General features: G+C 70.0%; 11 protein-coding genes. 9 read left to right on the top strand and 2 right to left on the bottom strand.

Annotated features, from left to right (window positions below; genetic code table 11):
* The first annotated feature begins 10 nt into the window (after positions 1-10).
* The 8 genes from CED_RS15280 (at position 11) to CED_RS15250 (ending at position 8,846) form a co-directional block, all read left to right on the top strand.
* Complete coding sequence (locus tag CED_RS15280; RefSeq protein WP_035911702.1) at positions 11-1,012, top strand: ABC transporter substrate-binding protein; 1,002 nt, start codon at positions 11-13, stop codon at positions 1,010-1,012.
* A 56-nt stretch (positions 1,013-1,068) separates the two neighbouring features.
* On the top strand, positions 1,069-2,397 hold the full coding sequence (locus CED_RS15275; RefSeq protein ID WP_083282201.1) for an MFS transporter: 1,329 nt from the start codon (positions 1,069-1,071) through the stop codon (positions 2,395-2,397).
* A 111-nt stretch (positions 2,398-2,508) separates the two neighbouring features.
* Positions 2,509-2,622, top strand: a complete 114-nt coding sequence (locus CED_RS25790) for a streptamidine-related RiPP repeat protein (protein WP_023840694.1) — start codon at positions 2,509-2,511, stop codon at positions 2,620-2,622.
* Positions 2,623-2,675: 53 nt separating this feature from the next.
* Positions 2,676-3,695, top strand: coding sequence for a TOMM precursor leader peptide-binding protein (locus CED_RS15270; protein ID WP_235187098.1), 1,020 nt, complete (start codon positions 2,676-2,678; stop codon positions 3,693-3,695).
* A gap of 10 nt (positions 3,696-3,705) precedes the next feature.
* Positions 3,706-5,319 carry a CocE/NonD family hydrolase gene (locus CED_RS15265; RefSeq protein ID WP_035911700.1) on the top strand — a complete coding sequence of 538 codons (1,614 nt, stop codon included), beginning with the start codon at positions 3,706-3,708 and terminating at the stop codon, positions 5,317-5,319.
* Positions 5,316-6,716, top strand: coding sequence for a YcaO-like family protein (locus CED_RS15260; RefSeq protein ID WP_011438589.1), 1,401 nt, complete (start codon positions 5,316-5,318; stop codon positions 6,714-6,716). Before CED_RS15265 ends, CED_RS15260 begins: the two co-directional genes overlap by 4 nt.
* A 9-nt stretch (positions 6,717-6,725) precedes the next feature.
* On the top strand, positions 6,726-8,063 hold the full coding sequence (locus CED_RS15255) for a YcaO-like family protein (protein ID WP_035911697.1): 1,338 nt from the start codon (positions 6,726-6,728) through the stop codon (positions 8,061-8,063).
* Positions 8,064-8,093: 30 nt separating this feature from the next.
* A complete protein-coding gene (locus CED_RS15250; RefSeq protein ID WP_035911695.1) occupies positions 8,094-8,846 on the top strand; it encodes a SagB family peptide dehydrogenase in 753 nt (250 codons plus the stop codon).
* On the opposite strand, the gene CED_RS15245 is transcribed toward CED_RS15250, so the two are convergent.
* Both CED_RS15245 and CED_RS15240 read right to left on the bottom strand, forming a co-directional pair.
* Positions 8,847-11,111: a family 2 encapsulin nanocompartment cargo protein terpene cyclase gene (locus tag CED_RS15245; RefSeq protein ID WP_035911693.1), complete on the bottom strand. Its 2,265-nt coding sequence runs from the start codon at positions 11,109-11,111 to the stop codon at positions 8,847-8,849.
* Positions 11,112-11,430: 319 nt separating this feature from the next.
* Positions 11,431-12,834, bottom strand: a complete 1,404-nt coding sequence (locus tag CED_RS15240) for a family 2B encapsulin nanocompartment shell protein (protein WP_035911690.1) — start codon at positions 12,832-12,834, stop codon at positions 11,431-11,433.
* Positions 12,835-14,560: 1,726 nt separating this feature from the next.
* On the opposite strand from CED_RS15240, the gene CED_RS15235 reads away from it, so the two are divergent.
* Positions 14,561-15,151, top strand: a complete 591-nt coding sequence (locus CED_RS15235; protein ID WP_011438583.1) for a hemerythrin domain-containing protein — start codon at positions 14,561-14,563, stop codon at positions 15,149-15,151.
* Positions 15,152-15,415: the final 264 nt, after the last annotated feature.

The raw sequence follows: 15,415 nt of genomic DNA, 5'->3' as shown, positions 1-15,415 counted from the left end.
ACAGAACCCGATGAAGAAACTCGGCGCCGGCGTCGCGGTCGCTGCCCTGCTCGTTGTTACCGCCGGTCTCACCGGCTGCGGGTCCGGTTCGACCACCGGCGCGGGCAGTGCGAGCGCGGCCGATGCCCGGTCGGCCCCGGCCGGTACCCGCTATCCCGTTGAGGTGGCGAACTGCGGCCGGACCCTGCACTTCGACGAGGCCCCGGCGCGGGTCGTCTCCGGGTGGACCACCAGTACCGAGCTCCTCATCGAACTGGGCCTGACGGACCGGATTGTTGGCCAGTACAACACCAGCAGCGGCACACCGGCGGCGAAGTACGCCAGTGCGGAGGCGAAGCTACCCGCCCTCGGTACCGGCGCACCGACCCGGGAGGCGCTGCTCGCCGCCCGGCCCGACCTGATCTGGGCGGATGGCAGCTATCTGTTTGACGGCCGGCAGCTCCCCACGATCGCCGAGCTGGCCGCCCAGGGCACCCAGGTGATGATTCTCAGCGGGTTCTGCACCGACGACGCCACCAAGGCGACGGTCCGTGACGTCGATACCGACCTGACCGCGCTCGGCATGATCTTCGGCATTCCGGGCCGGGCCAGGCAGGTCCAGGCCGACATCAACGAACGGCTCCGCCAGGTCGCGACGAAGATCCAGGGCAGGGACCCCGTCCCGGTCGCGGTGGTCGCCACCTACCAGGGAACCGTCTACACCTACGACGGCGTCTACACCGACATCGCGCGGCTCGCCGGGGCGCGGAACATCTACGCGGGCACCCTGCCCAAGGGCAAATACTTCAGTGAGCTGTCGGTGGAGGACCTCATCAGCAAGAATCCCGGCACCCTCGTCTATCTGCTCAGCGGCAGCGAAACCGAGGCCGAGGCCCGCAAGTTCCTCACCTCCCGGCTCCCGACCGTGGCGGCAGTCCGCAACAACCGTGTGTTCTTCCTCCCGCAGTCGGACTCGGCCAACCTCGCCGGCGTGGAAGGCGTGACAAAGCTGGCCGCCGCGCTGCACGCCTGAGCCGCAGACCCAAAAATGTGGAATGTGGGACGACCTGAGATGAGTAACAACCTGAGATGAGTACGGTACCCGCCTTCCGGCTTTTCCTGGCGAGCCGGGCTGTCTCCTGGGCGGGTTCGGCGATGACGCTCGTCGCGCTCCCGGTGCTGCTTTTCCAGCGCACCGGGAGCGGCACGCTCGCGGGCGTGCTGGTCGGTCTCGAAGCGGTGCCCTACCTCGTGCTCGGACTGCCCGCTGGTGCCCTGGTCGACCGCTGGGATCACCGGCGCACGATGGTGGTCACCAGTTGCCTCAGCGGCCTGACGATGGCCAGCATCCCCGTGGCCAACTGGGCGGGTGTCCTCACCACACCCCATCTGCTGATCTCCGCGGTGCTTGTCGCATCGGTCTTCGTGTTCTTCGATGCGGCCAGCTTCGGCGCAGTCCCGGCGATCGTGGGACGGGACGCGGTGGCCGCGGCGACCGGGGCGATGGTGTCGGTGAGCACCGTTGTCAACCTGGTCGGGCCGGCCGTCGGCGGGGTGGCCGCGGCCACGGTGGGCGCAGCCAGTGTGCTCGCCCTCGATGCGCTCAGCTACCTGGTCGGTGCCATCCTGCTCTCCCGGGCGCGCTGGGCCGTGCCGGCCGCAGCCGACCGGAGCAGGGCCGACCGGAGCGGGCCGGCTGGCAGCCGGGTGAGCCGGACCCGTCGCGACATCGCCGAGGGCCTGGGTTACATCCGGGGGCATCGCCTCATCCGGACTCTGACCCTGCTCGGGGCCGGCAGCAGCCTGTCCGGGGGCGCGGTCACCGGCCTGGTCGTCGTCGTCGCGGTACGGCAGTTCGGCCTTCCCGACGACGACCCGCGGATCGGTCTCCTCTACGTCGCCGCCGCGCTCGGAACGCTGATCGTCAGCCAGCTGCTCAGCCGCGTGCACCGACACGTCCCCACCGGAACGATCACACTCGGTGCGCTCGGAGCCAGCACGCTCGCCCTGATCGGCTGGTCTCTGAACACGGCGTGGCTGCCAGGGATGGGCATCCTGCTGCTCTGGCAGGCCAGCACCTCCCTGGTCATCCTAAACGGCATCGTCGTCCGGCAAGCCGTCACCCCCCTACGCCTGCAGGCCCGGGTCAACACCACCGCGAGGATGATCGCCTGGGGCGGAACGCCGCTGGGTGCCGTGCTCGCCGGCATCCTCGCCGATGCCTGGGGCACCCGGGCCGCTCTGCTGACCGCCTCGGCCGGCGTCGGCCTGGCGCTGGTAGCGGGCCTGATGGCAGGCCTCGGCCACACCGGCAGGCTTCAGGACCTGATCAGGGCCGACGAGGCACCGGCCAACCCGCCGCAGGCCGGGCCCGGTGGGCCGGACGCCGCGGTCCGGGCGGTGACAGCCGCCGAATGAGCCCCCGAACGAGCCGCCCGGCGGATGTGTGGATATCAGCCCATCCCCACGTCGCTCGTGCTAGCGTTCCTTTTGAAAACGAAAACCGTTTTATTGCGAAGGAGGTGAAGCATGGCGGAGATCTCGTTCGAGGAGCTGGCCGAGGCGCCGGTCCTCGCTGCCCCGCAGGACCCGACCACGCACGCGCTCGTCCAGAGCCCGTTCGCGTGGGACGACGAGGAGTAGTGCCGCCGGTTCACTGAAGGCGCCGAGCGCACCTTGGTGAGCCAGTGCAAGCCGTGACCGTCGGTGCCGTCAGTTTCTCGGACGTCCTCGACGGTCACGGTCTCTACCGGGTTCATCCCGGCCCGCGCGCGACCCGTGCCGGCCATGACCCCTGCCGGCCGCAACCAGCCCATCACGACCAGCCCATCACGACCAGCCCATCACGACCAGCCCATCACGACCAGCCCATCACGACCGCGACACACCCGATGAGGAAAGCCGACGTGTTCTCTCCTGGCCACCATCTCTACCGGGCCGCCGACGGGAGTTGGCGTTACAGCGCCCCCGGGGACGTCTTCGTCCGAATTGGCGGCGAGGACCGCCTGCTCGCCCTCGTGCGGAACGTCGCGGCCGGGGCCACCCAGCTGCCCCTGCCCGATGCGGACCGACCCGCCGTCGAGCGCATGACCGCCGCGCTCACCGATCGCGGCGTGTTCGTCGGCCCGGGGCGTGCGGGGACCGTTCCGGCTGGCTGGAAGGTGCACCTCGACGGCGACAGTCCGGTCGTCGGGAAGCTCACCGAACTCCTGGGCGACATCATCGATGACGTCGAGTGCACCGTGGGCCCGGCGGACGAGGCCGCGGTAGCCGGCTCGGACGCCGTCGTCAGCTGCGCCCGGTGGCTGCCGGACTCGCACTGGTGCCGGCTCGATCAGTGGTGCGCGGCGCACCACACGCCATGGCACGGCTGCTACGCCGAGGGCGACACGTTCGTCGTGGGACCCCTGTCGATGCCGGGCCGTACGGCGTGCTACCGGGACACCAGAGGACGTCGGCTCGCCGCGGCCGCTCTCCCCGACGAGCTGATCGCCCACTGGGCTTACCTCGATTCCGACGCGGTCAAGCCGCCGGCACCGTTCACCCCGGCAGCCACCGCGGTGCTGGCGGGGCTGCTCGCCGCCGACCTGCGGGCGCTGGCGGCGGGNAGCACCNTGCCCNGCGAGGGGNACCAGCTCGTCGTCGATCCGACCACGGCGTCGATCAGCCGGCATCCGGTGCTTCCTCTTCCCAACCTCGCGGTCAACCCGGTCTAGGCGCCGGGGCATGCACGCCATCGACGCGAACCAGGCCGTACCGGCGGCGGACGGCGTCCTGCTGGCGACCGACGTCTACCGTCCCGACCGGCTACCCGCCCCGGCGGTGGTCACTCGCACCCCGTACGGTCGCGGTTCGCTGCTGGCAAACGGCGTCGGGTGGGCGCGGAACGGACTGGCCTACGTTGCCCAGGACGTGCGGGGGCGCTATGGGTCGGGCGGAACCTGGACCCCGTATCAAGGGGAGCGCGCCGATGGCCGGGCGTTGGTCGAATGGGTCCACCGCCAGCCCTGGTGCGNTGGGAACGTGATCCTCGCCGGAGCCTCCTACGGCTCGTTCACCGCGTGGGCAGCCGCCGTCACCGTTCCCGAGCTCGTGCGCGCAGTGATCAGCGAGGTACCCGCCGCGGGTCTGCGGCCCGCCAACGTGGACCCGTCGGGGATCCTGCGGCTGGCCGAGTACGCCGGCTGGTGGGCCGAGCACGCCGAGAGCCGCACCAGCAGGAACGGGCTGTCCGCGCAGATGCTGGGCTGTGAGCCGGACCTGCTGCGGCACCTGCCGGTAGCTGACCTCGGCCGGCACCTCTGGGCACGGGTGCCACGCTGGTGGAGCGCCATAGCCCCGGCTCTGTCAGCCCCGGCTCTGTCAGCCCCGGCTCCGTTGACGACCGGCGACAGCCCGGCACCGCATGACCGTACTGGCGACGACCTCGGGGAGGGCATCAGCACGCAGGAACTGGCCCGCTGCTCGCTGCCGTCCCTGCACATCGGCGGCTGGTACGATCTCTTCCTGCCACAGACGCTGTGGCAGTGGGAAACCGCGGGCCGCGACCGCGCTCCGAACAGGCCCGCCCGGGGCCTGGTGATCGGGCCGTGGGGGCACGAGCTGTCGACCCCCGCTTCCAGCTCGGCGGGNGGGNGGGNGCACGGGCCCGCCTCGCAACTGCCGCTGGGACGCCTCCAGGTCGCGTGGATCTTTGACGTGCTGGCCGGCCGGGATGCGTCGATCACCAAGGTGTTCCTCGTCGAGGGCGGACGCTGGCTGGATCGGTGGCCGGCGTCCACCGCCACCCTGGGCCTGCAGGCCAGCGCTGACGGGTCACTCCTGCCGAACCCGCCCGAGCGGCCCGCCGAGCACCGGTTCACCTACGACCCGCTCGACCCCTTCCCCAGCCTCCCGCGGGACTGCGACCGTGCCCCCCTGGACGCCCGCGCCGACGCCGTGGCATNCCGGNCCCCGCCACTGACGACGCCGACTGCCATCGTCGGCGCACCCACCGTCACGATGGCCGCAGACACCACGGGCCCCGGCACCGACTGGATAGTCCGGCTGGTGGAGCGGCTCGGTGACGGCCGGGCCTTGGAGGTCACCAGCGGCGCCGCTGCCGTCGGGCCCGGCGCGGCCACGGTGTCGATCCCGCTCGGCGCCACGGCCCTGCTGCTCCACCCCGGCAGCCGGCTGGAGCTGCAGGTCACCAGCAGCGACTTCCCGCGGCTGGCCCGCACCCCCAACACCGGCCAGGACCGGTACACCACCAGCGCCACCCGGACCGCCACCCAGACCATCCACACCGGTCCAACCCGCGGCTGCCGGGTCGACCTGCCCGTGCTGGAGCACCTGTGAGATCAACCACCCCCGCGCCGGCCGAACGGCGTCTCGTCGACCGCCGACTCGGCGTCCTCACCCAGATCGTTCCCTACCAGCCGAGCCCCGCCATGCCGCGTTGCTGGGTCGGCTGGAGCGCCCGTGCCGCCGACACCCGTGCGTTCGCCACCTGGTCGGCCGAGCGGTTTGGCTTCGGTGCCGCCCTGGGCGATCACGACCGGGCGCGCCGTGCCGCGGTCGGGGAGGCCGTGGAACGGTACTGCGGCAACGCCGTTCCCGACGCCCTGGAGATCGCCTGCTACGACGATCTCGCCAGGGCCGGGCGGCCGGCTCTCGACCCGGCGACCCTGGCGCTCTATTCCGACCGGCAGTACCGCGCCCGCGGGTTCCCCTTCCGGCCCTTCACCCGCCAGACACCGGTGGCCTGGGTGCCCGGCCGCGACCTGTACGCCGGGGGTCCGGTGCTGGTGCCCGCGTCGATGGCCTACCTGAACTACTTCCGCGGCGCGCACGCCGACGAGGTGGCCACCCACGCCATGCTGTACGCCGGCATCGCCACTGGCGAGAACCGTGAGCACGCCGAGCGTTTTGCGTTGGAAGAGCTCTTCGAACGCGACGCGAACACCATCTGGTGGGCCAGCGGCGCCGCCGGCTGGGCCGTCGCCGATGCGGCTGAGCTCCTCGACCGGTACGACATCGCCCACGGAGAGGGCACCGGTCGCACCATCCGGTTGTTCCAGGTGCCAAGCCAGTTCCCGGTTCCGGTGCTCGCCGCCTTCCTTGAAGAACCGGGACGGGGGTTGATCGCGTACGGCACGGCATGCCGGGCGGATCCGCGGGAAGCGGCGACGAAGGCGCTCGTCGAAGCCTTCGCCATGCTGGAACTGACCGCCGAGCTCGCGGACGGTGACAGCGCGCACTGGCGAGCCGTCGCCCGCGGCGAGATACCCCCGCACACGTACCTGCCCTACCGCGCCGACCGGCGGTACGCGGATGACATCCGGCCGGATTTCCGCGACCTCGTCGACCTGCCCGCGGTCGCCCAGCTCTATCTGGATCCACGAATGCAGGGCCGGCCCCTCGACCGGCTCCGCGACGACACCCGCACCACCCGGCTCGCCGACATCCCCCGGGCCGACGGGGACGCCAACGGGGGCACAGCCCATCGACGCTACCTCGACATGCTCGCGACGCAGGGCCTGTCCGCCGTGTCAGTGGACGTCACCACTCCGGACGTGCGGGCGGCCGGCCTCACCGTCGTGCGGGTCATCGTCCCCGGGCTCTACGGCAACCCGCCCGCGGCCTTCCCGTTCCTCGGCGGCGAGCGGCTCTACGACGTACCCGCCCAGCTGGGCCTGGCTGCCGGAAAGATCACCGAAGACGCCCTTTATCCGTACCCGATCCCGCACGTCTGAGGAGCACCCATGGACCTCGCCGCGATCCTCGCCCCCCGAACCGGGATCATCCGCCGGATCGAACGCAACGCCATTCCCGCCACCCTGCCGCCCGAATTCACCATGTACACCGCCGTTCTCTCCGACACCACCAGGTTCTCCGCCTGGGCCAGTGACTTCGCCGGAGCCGGCTACGCCCTGCTCGACGCCGACGCCGCCCTCGGGCCCGCCGTCGGCGAGGCCGTCGAACGCTACTGCGGGAACCTCGTCCCCGCCGGACTGCGCCGCGCCACCCACAAAGAGCTCACGGCGGACCGCGCCACCGTGCTTGACCCGCGCTCGGTGGTGCTGTACTCACCCGCCCAGTACGCCGGGCCCTACTTCCCGTTCACCGAGTACCGCGAGGATCTCGAGCTGGAATGGACGTCCGGCACCGACCTGCTTGCTGGCACCCCCGTCTGGGTACCCGCGCAGCTCGTCTGGGTGTCCTACGCCCACCAGGCCCAGGCCCGCGGCTTCCCCTACCTCAGCCCGGTCCTCAGCGCCGGCCTGGCCGCCGGTATGGACCAGCGCTCGGCGCAATGGTCGGCGATCTGCCAGATGATCGAACGTGACACGCTGACCATGGCGTGGCACGGCCGCCGGCCGCTGCGGGCCATCACCCCGCCCCCCTGGATCGCGCAGCTTGCCACGGGCGCGTACGGAAGCATGACGACCCGGTTCGTCGAATTCCCGAACGAGTTCGGCCTCGTCGTCGTCGGCGCACTGGTGCACGACACGGCGACCGGCTACCTGACCATGGGAGCAGCGTGCCGGACCACCACCACGCCGGCGCTGCGCAAGGCCCTTGCCGAAGCCTTCCAGCTGCAGATGTTCGTCGCCGACCTCGACGACTCCGACGGCCCCTACATGCGCGCCGCACGCAACCCGCACAGCCCCCTCAAGCCGTGGCGAGCTGACCGACGGTACCTCGACGACTGCCGAGACGACCTGGCGGACGTCGTCGAGTACTGCACCCACCTCCAGCTCTTCCTCGACTCTCGCCTGCAGGACCGGCTGGAGGCCGAACTCGCCGAGGCCCTCACCGGCACGATCGGCTGGGAGACCCTCGACCGGGACGCCCGGCACGCCGGAGTCGACGACCCGACGGTGCTCGCGCGCACGCTCGCCGACGCCGGCCACCCGGTGACATCGGTCGACGTCACCACCGAAGACGTGCGCCCCACCGGCATGCGGGTCGTGCACACCTTGGCCCCCGGCCTGTACTCGAACACCTCTGTCGGCCTTCCGTTCCTCGGCGGCGCCCGGCTGGCCAGGCAACTCGCCGCGGCGGGCACCACCCGGCGCGACCTCCCGCTGCCGCATTAGCGCATTAGCGACGTAACCGAAGGGACGAGTGTGGCCGAGGACGTCACCGCGCTGGAGCGTATCCGGCGGGTCCAACAGGTCCTCAATGGTCCGCCGACCCGGCAGGTGATGCTCGACGGACTGCGTGCCGCCACCTGCCGGATTCCGCTGCCGGCACCGCGCGCGGACCTGCCGGTCGAGTTCGGCCAGGTGCTCGCGGCACGCAGGTCCTGGTACCGGTTCGATGCCGAGGCGCCGACCGCCGAGAATGTCTCCTCGCTCCTACGCTGGGCGGTGGGTCCGCAGCGGGATGTCCGACTGCCCGACGGCAGTCAGCACCGGATGTGGATGGCGCCGTCGGCAGGTGGCCTGCATTCACTGTCCATCTATCTCGTCATTGCGCGCGGTGCGCAGCTGCCCGGCGGCGTGTTCCGGTACGACGCCGAGGACCACTGCCTGCAGACGTTGCGGTCCGGCGAGCCGACGGCGGCGTTGCGTTCGGTGCTGGTCCAACCCGAGTTCGCCGAACGGGCGCCCATGGCGGTCGTCGTAGTCGCCCGGCTCGACACGNCTCTCGTGAAGTACCCGGCACGCCATTACCGCACCCTGCACCTCGACGCGGGAATCGCCGTGCAGAACATCTACCTGGTCGCGGCCGCACTCGGGCTGGCCGGATGCGCCGTGACGGCCTTCGACGACCAGGCCCTCGCCGAGTTGCTGCGTCTGCCCGACACGATGTTCCCGACCGTCGTGTTCCCCGTCGGCCGCCAGCCGGTCCGACCGCCAACCAGGCATGCGAGCTGACTACATTTCACTATCGCCGGCCGCGCCGGCCGCGCCGGCCGCCGCGGTCGGACGCGGTCGGACGTGGGCGGACGAGGTGCCCAGGCCCGTGGGGCCGCCGAAGGGCCGTACTCCCGCCGCTGGGTGGTACCGCAGTTCGGACTCCTCGTACCGATGCGTGCCCTCATGCCAGCGGAGGATCCCGGCCAGCCAGTTCTGGAGTTCCCGCGCGTAGCCCAGCAGCGCCTGCCGCGCCGACGCGTCCAGGGCGAAGCTGTCGAACAGCGCCGGAAGCTCGTGCGCCACGATGTGCTCGAACTGGCGTATCCGGGAGGTCATCAGATCGTTGACCACCGCGAGGGCACGCTCCCGGTCGCAGTCGAGGAAGTTCTCGACGACGAGGACACAGTTGTGGATCTCACCCTCGAACTGGATCTCCTTCTGATAGGAGAAGACGTCGTTGAGGAGACAGGCGTAGTCCGCGGCCGCGTTCTCCAAGGCCTGGATCGGCCGGGTGCGGTAGATCTCGGGTGGCACGGTCTGTTCCTGGGCCAGCCGGGCCAGCCGGGCCAGGCTCATCGTCAGATCCGAACCGAAGGTCGCCCGGCGCATCTCAATGTAGTCGATCGGGTCGGGAATGCGATTCTGGGCCTGGTTCGCCAGCTCCCACAGCCAGCTGTCGATCATAACCTCGACGGTGCCGCGGAACGTCTCGCGCGCGCCTGGCGCCATGGTCTCGGTGGTGCGCGTCCACAGGTCGGCCAGACCGCGTTCCAACGCGTTGGCCGGCACCGCGGTGACGGGGGAGTCCAGCGGCATGAACTCCGACAGCCGGGCGTTGCACACCTTGGCCCCGAGGATGTCCCGGGTGCGGCCGAAGATTACCGGGTAGTAGTCGTCGGNGTAGGTCCCCCAGGTGAGCCAGTCCGTCGTCAGATTCAGTTCCGGCAGGGTCGCGTCCGGATGGATTCCGGCCGAGCACAGCGCGAAGTCGAACGCCCGCAGTTTGTGTTCGTCCCAGATGCCCGGAATCGGGTCCAGCATCCCTACCGCCCGGGCCCAGATGATGTTTTCCCGGCGGGAGGCGTCCAGATGTGGGCTCTGCCCGGTCGAGAAGGGCATGCAGAAGTCGGGATGGCGCAGCGGCCCGACGATCTGGTGCGGGATGTGCGTGAAGGAGCGGGTCCGGCGCGGTGTGGTGGTGACGAGGGACGGCACAATCCGGGCCGCCGAGGTACCGAGACCGGTGAGTCCGAGGAGTCCGCCGAGCTCGCCGCTCTCAGGCGCCACGGCCCGGTTCATGTACCGGCTCGAGCGCAGGTGCCATTCGTGGCCCCCTGACTGCCAGTCCTGCAGACCCTTCACGTACGCCAGGACCTCCAGCCGGCTCCCCGGGTCGACACCGTGCTCCTCGAGGACCGCCGGCAGTTCGGTGACCGCGGTGTGCTCGAACTGGTGCAGCCGCGAGGTGAGCAGGTCGTTGACCGTGTCGGCGGCCTCCTGGGTTCCACAGCCGAGGAAACGTTCGATGACGAGCACGCCGTTGCTGAGCTCGCCCTCCTCTTCGACCTCGCGCTGGTAGGAGAACAGGTCGTTGCGCAGGTGCACGGCGTCGGCGAAGGTGTCCCGCAGTACCTGCAGCGGCCGGGTCGCCGCGACCTGGGCCGGCACCTCGGCGTCGGCGGCGTGCTCGACGAGGTTCGCCGACCAGGGCGCGCCGCCGACCTTGCGCCGCATCTCGACGTATTCGATCGGGTTGGCGAGCCTGCCGGCGTTGATGTTGGCTAGTTCCCACAGGGACTCGTCCAGCAGGTTCTTGGTGCTGACCGCGAACCGCCGCCGCCAGTCGGCGGAACGCTCCGGGACGGTCCGGGTCCACAGGTCGGCGAGTCCGCGTTCCACCGGGTTGGTCGGCGTCTCGGTGATCTCACCGTCGACGGGCATGAAGGCGGGCAGGCGGTCGAGGTAGGCCCGGGCGCCGGCCATGTCGTGGGACCGCTTGTACAGCTCCAGGAAGTGGTCGTCGAAGTAGAAAACCCAGACATACCAGTCGGTGACCAGATCGAGTTTTCGGCTGACGGAGTCCGGNTGGGTGTATGCACAGAGCAGGGCGTAGTCGTGTGCGTCGAAGTCGGCCTCGGTCCAGATCGCGGTTCCGTGCTGCGGAGAGTCGATCATCTCCATCTCGTCGGCCCAAGCCCTGCTGTGCACGCGGGCCTGTTCCAGGTTCGGATTGAGCCGTGCCGGATAGGGCACGTAGAACTCCGGTAGCGTGAAAGGCTGCATGACCCGCTGGTGAACCCTTCTCGGTCACGGGCTGGACGGCCGGCCCCGAAAGTCGGCCGGATACGGATCCTTATCCGTATCCGGCACCGGTGCACCTTCCCCGGGGAACCGGCCCCGGGGAAGGTGCACCGGGTCTGCCGAGGTGGCAGCGGAGAAGTGAACGTTCGGGGCGGCCGGGAGAGATCGGGCCGGGATGCCGCGGAGCCCCGCGGAACCCTTCCGGAACCCAGCGTGATCTCATGTGATCTCATGTGATCTCGCGTAATTCCGCGTAATTCCGCGGGTTCCGGGTGGTCCCAGCGGCTCGCGCGGCCGGGTGTCACCGACCGATCTCGACGTTCTCCAGGATACCGAGCGCGTCGGGGACGAGCACCGCCGCGGAGTAGTACGTGGTCACCAGGTACGAGATGATGGCCTTGTCGCTGATACCCGCGAATCTCACGGACAGGCCGGGCTCGTATTCGTCCGGCAGGCCGGCGTGGTGCAGGCCGATCACCCCCTGGTTCTCCTCACCGGTGCGCAGCGCGAGGATGGACGTGGTACCGGTCCCGCTGATCGGAATCTTGTTCAACGGGAGCAGGGGAACGCCACGCCAGGCCGGCACNTGCTGGTCGTGGAGGAGGACGGTGGCCGGGTAGATGCCACGGGCGGTGCATTCCCGGCCGAACGCGGCGATGGTCCGCGGGTGGGCGAGCAGGAAATGTGTGCTGCGTCGGCGGCTCAGCAGGTCGTCGAGATCATCCGGGGTAGGCGGACCGCTCCGGGTGTGAATACGCTGACGGAGGTCGGCGTTGTGCAGCAGCCCGAAGTCGGGGTTGTTCACCAGTTCGTGCTCCTGGCGTTCGCGCAGGGCCTCGACGGTGAGCCGGATCTGGTGCTCCAGCTGGTTGTGCGGTTCGTTGTAGAGGTCCGCCACCCGGCTGTGGATGCGTAGCACGGTCTGGGCGACGCTGAGCTCGTACTCGCGGGGGGCCAGTTCGTAGTCGACGAACGTCCCCGGCAGGTCCGGTTCCCCGGTGTGCCCGGCGGCGATCGCGATCTCCGCTTCGCCCAGGCGGTTGCTCGGGGGCTGGAGCCGGGTCCGGTACTCGTCGAGGTGACGCCGCAGCTCGTCGGAGGAGTCGGCGAGTTCGGAGAACTGCTGGCGCGACAGGACGAGGGCCGTCGTACCGGTGAGTGCGCGGGCCGTGAACTCCCAGGTCAGGTCCTCCTCGACCAGCGCCTCGTCACCGAAGTACTCGCCGTCGGCGAGTACGCCGAGTTCCCGCTCGTCGCCGTACTCTCCGAGGCCGAACCTGCCGACCTTACCGTGCGCGATCAGGAACACCTGGTCGGCGGCCTGACCGCTCTCCACCAGCACGTCTCCGGCAGCGAATTCCCGTTGGGCGAAGCGGTCCGCGAGCGCATCGAGCACCTCGCCGTCGAAGCCCCGCAGGGCGGGCAGCTCGCCGAGTTCGCGCGGAACGACCCGGACCTCGGATCCGGTGGTGGTGAACGTGAGGAGTCCGTCCCCGAGTACGTAGGTCAGACGGCGGTTGACCCGGTACACGCCGCCGGACGCCTGGACCCATGGCAGTATCCGCAGCAGCCACCGGGAGGTGATCTCCTGCATCTGCGGAACGGACTTGGTGGTCGTCGCGAGATTGCGCGCGGCCGCCGTGCTCAGACTCAGCCGGGGCTCTTCGCCGCCGGCATCCGTACCGGCCTGCACGGGTTCGGTCATGACAGACTCCACCTATCTCTGGTTTTCGCAGGGGCAGTTTTCCCACTGGGAGTGGGGGTTTACACTGGGGGTATGGGGGTTTTCCCGGAGTGCGGTTTCTATTGACCCGACGCACATGTAGAAGGCGCGGCCTGTGCACGGTCATAGGAATGTGCGGGCGTGACGGATCCCGGCGGCTGGCCGCCGACCGCAGGTACATCGAACCGACACGAAATGCGGGACGTCGAAGTTCCGATGCTGCGCTGGGTGAGTCCCGCCTTCCCTGAGTAGCGATGACATCTATGGGCGCTCCGTTGGTGTAACCCCCCCCCATGGCGTCGAGTCAACAGGAGACCTGCGCTTGTCTCGAACGGAACGCGCGTCGTCTCGCCGCGCATGGGAAGCCTCCCGCATCGATCCCACGGGCGGCAAGCACTTTGCGGAACCAATCAGATCTGGTCCGGGCAGACCGGCCTGCTCTAGTCCTCGGCCCGGCCCGGCGACCACGCACCGTAAAGGGCGGCCAGGCGTTTTCTCGATCGTTTTCCCGGTGTCCCGGACGAACTGTCGGTACGCGGCGGACAGGAGTACCGTCCTCCTTTTCCGCTGGTTGATCCAGTCCGCCGGTGGATCAAGCGCCGATCGGCGCCCGTGTCCCGACCGTGGTGATATCGGGTCGAAATCTGGTCCGGCTGGCGGTCGGAGCGTTCGCGGAGTCCGCGCGCAAANTTCCTTCGGTGATATTCGTTCGCGCCGCGGAACATAGCCAATTTCCGGGGAACCCGGGTGGGAGCGCCGTCGTCTCCCTCGAGTGCGGCGTGCGGGTATTTCTTCACCCCCTGCGGTGGGCCGGAAACGTCACGGCGACGGGGACGGAGACGGCGCGTGGCGTCCCACCCGGTCCAGACCTGCCGCGCCGGCCCGTCCGCGGCAGATCCGGACCGGTTGCGGACTTCTCACGACACGCCGTAGACGCTGACCGCTTCTCCTGGTCAGGGCCTCGGCCCGAGTGCCCGTCCCGGGCCCGCAACCGCGGCCTGGTCCGATCATCCGCCGGATGCGGCGGCCCAGCGGCCCAGCGGCCCAGCGGCCCCGGCGGGGCCAAAGGCCTGGAGATTGCGGGACCTGTGGCCATTGCGGGACCTGTGGCTATGGCCGAAAAGGGGTATCCGTCCGCCCGGCACGGCTGGTCGGATGATCGACCCGAGGCGCATCGTATCGAGCCGGTCCTGCCGACCGAGGGAGCCATTGCCTCCCGGCAACGGCGCCGGCCGAATCCCGCGATGCGAGGGGCATGCCTCGGCCGGTCGCCTTCGGTTCAAGCTTCGACTCAAGCCTGGACGCCAGGAATTATCACTATACGTGTCTTTGGGAGGGTATCGGCGTTATTCCGTCGTACGCGCCGGTCGGCGTGACCGGTGCGGCGTGACCGGACGGCGCAGGTGCTCCCAGGCATCAACTCACCGTCATCGCGCCGACGGGTTACTAGGAATTATGAGCTACTCATGGGGCCGTTTAGGTGGCTACTTCGTACTGGCCCTGATTGGGGACGTCGGTAGGCGGCGAGCTGCCCCGGCCGGATCGGGGCACTCTCGGTACCCCGATCCGGCCGGGGCAGGTTGACGAGCCCAACGTGCCGGTTGGGCCCCGCCGGTCGGGCGTCCTCGATGCCGCGCGATTTCGAGTGCCGTCTCGGGGCACGCCGACATCGAGGTCTCGATGGGCGGACCGTGATGAGGAGGACATCATGCCGATCAATGACGCTGGGTTCGACGGCGGCCGAGCGGCGCAGTTCTCCCACGACGACGTCGTGGGAGTCCTGCTCGAACAGCACGCCCGCATCCGCGAGCTGTTCGCGGACGTGAAGTCGGCGGCGGGCGAGCACAAGCGCCGGGCGTTCGACGAGCTGCGGGCGTTGCTCGCCGCGCACGAGACCGCCGAGGAGATGGTCGTGCGGCCGGTTACGAAGAAGATCGACAGCCGGGTGGCCGAGGCGCGCAACCACGAGGAGGACGAGGCCACCCGCGTGCTGCTGGCGCTGGAGAAGATGGATGTCGGTAGCGCCGAGTTCGATGCGAAGCTGGCGGACTTCGAACGGGCCGTTGTCGACCATGCCGAGCATGAGGAAAACGAGGAGTTCCCCCGGGTGCACGCGGCCCGCGACGCCAGGCAGCTGGAAAGCATGGGCCGTCGGCTTCGGACGGCGGAGAAGTTCGCTCCCACCCATCCGCACCCGTCAGCCGCCGGTTCGACCGCCAAGCAGTGGACGGTAGGTCCGATCGCCTCGGTCATCGACCATGTCCGGGATGCCGTGACGCGGCGGGGNGCCGTGGACTGACGCCGTGCTCCTGCCACCCGCGTCGCGGTGTCGTCGTCGCCACGGACCCCCGGGTCGGGGCCGGCGGCGGACGGTCGCGCGGCGTCCGGGACCATCCGCGGTTCGGTGGCCCCGGGCGTCAGCGCCGGCACGGCAACCCCTCCGGAACAGGATGCCCTCCGGAACAGGACGGAGGGTCGGCTCGCCGGATGGCCGGCTCAGGCGTGGGTTCCGCCGGAGACGAGGGAGAGCGCGGCGGTCAGCGGATGGGCCGCCGCGCTGAAC

This window comes from Frankia sp. CeD (genome assembly GCF_000732115.1).
Taxonomy (GTDB): Bacteria; Actinomycetota; Actinomycetes; order Frankiales; family Frankiaceae; genus Frankia; species Frankia casuarinae.
This window is presented reverse-complemented; position numbering and strand designations above follow the sequence as displayed.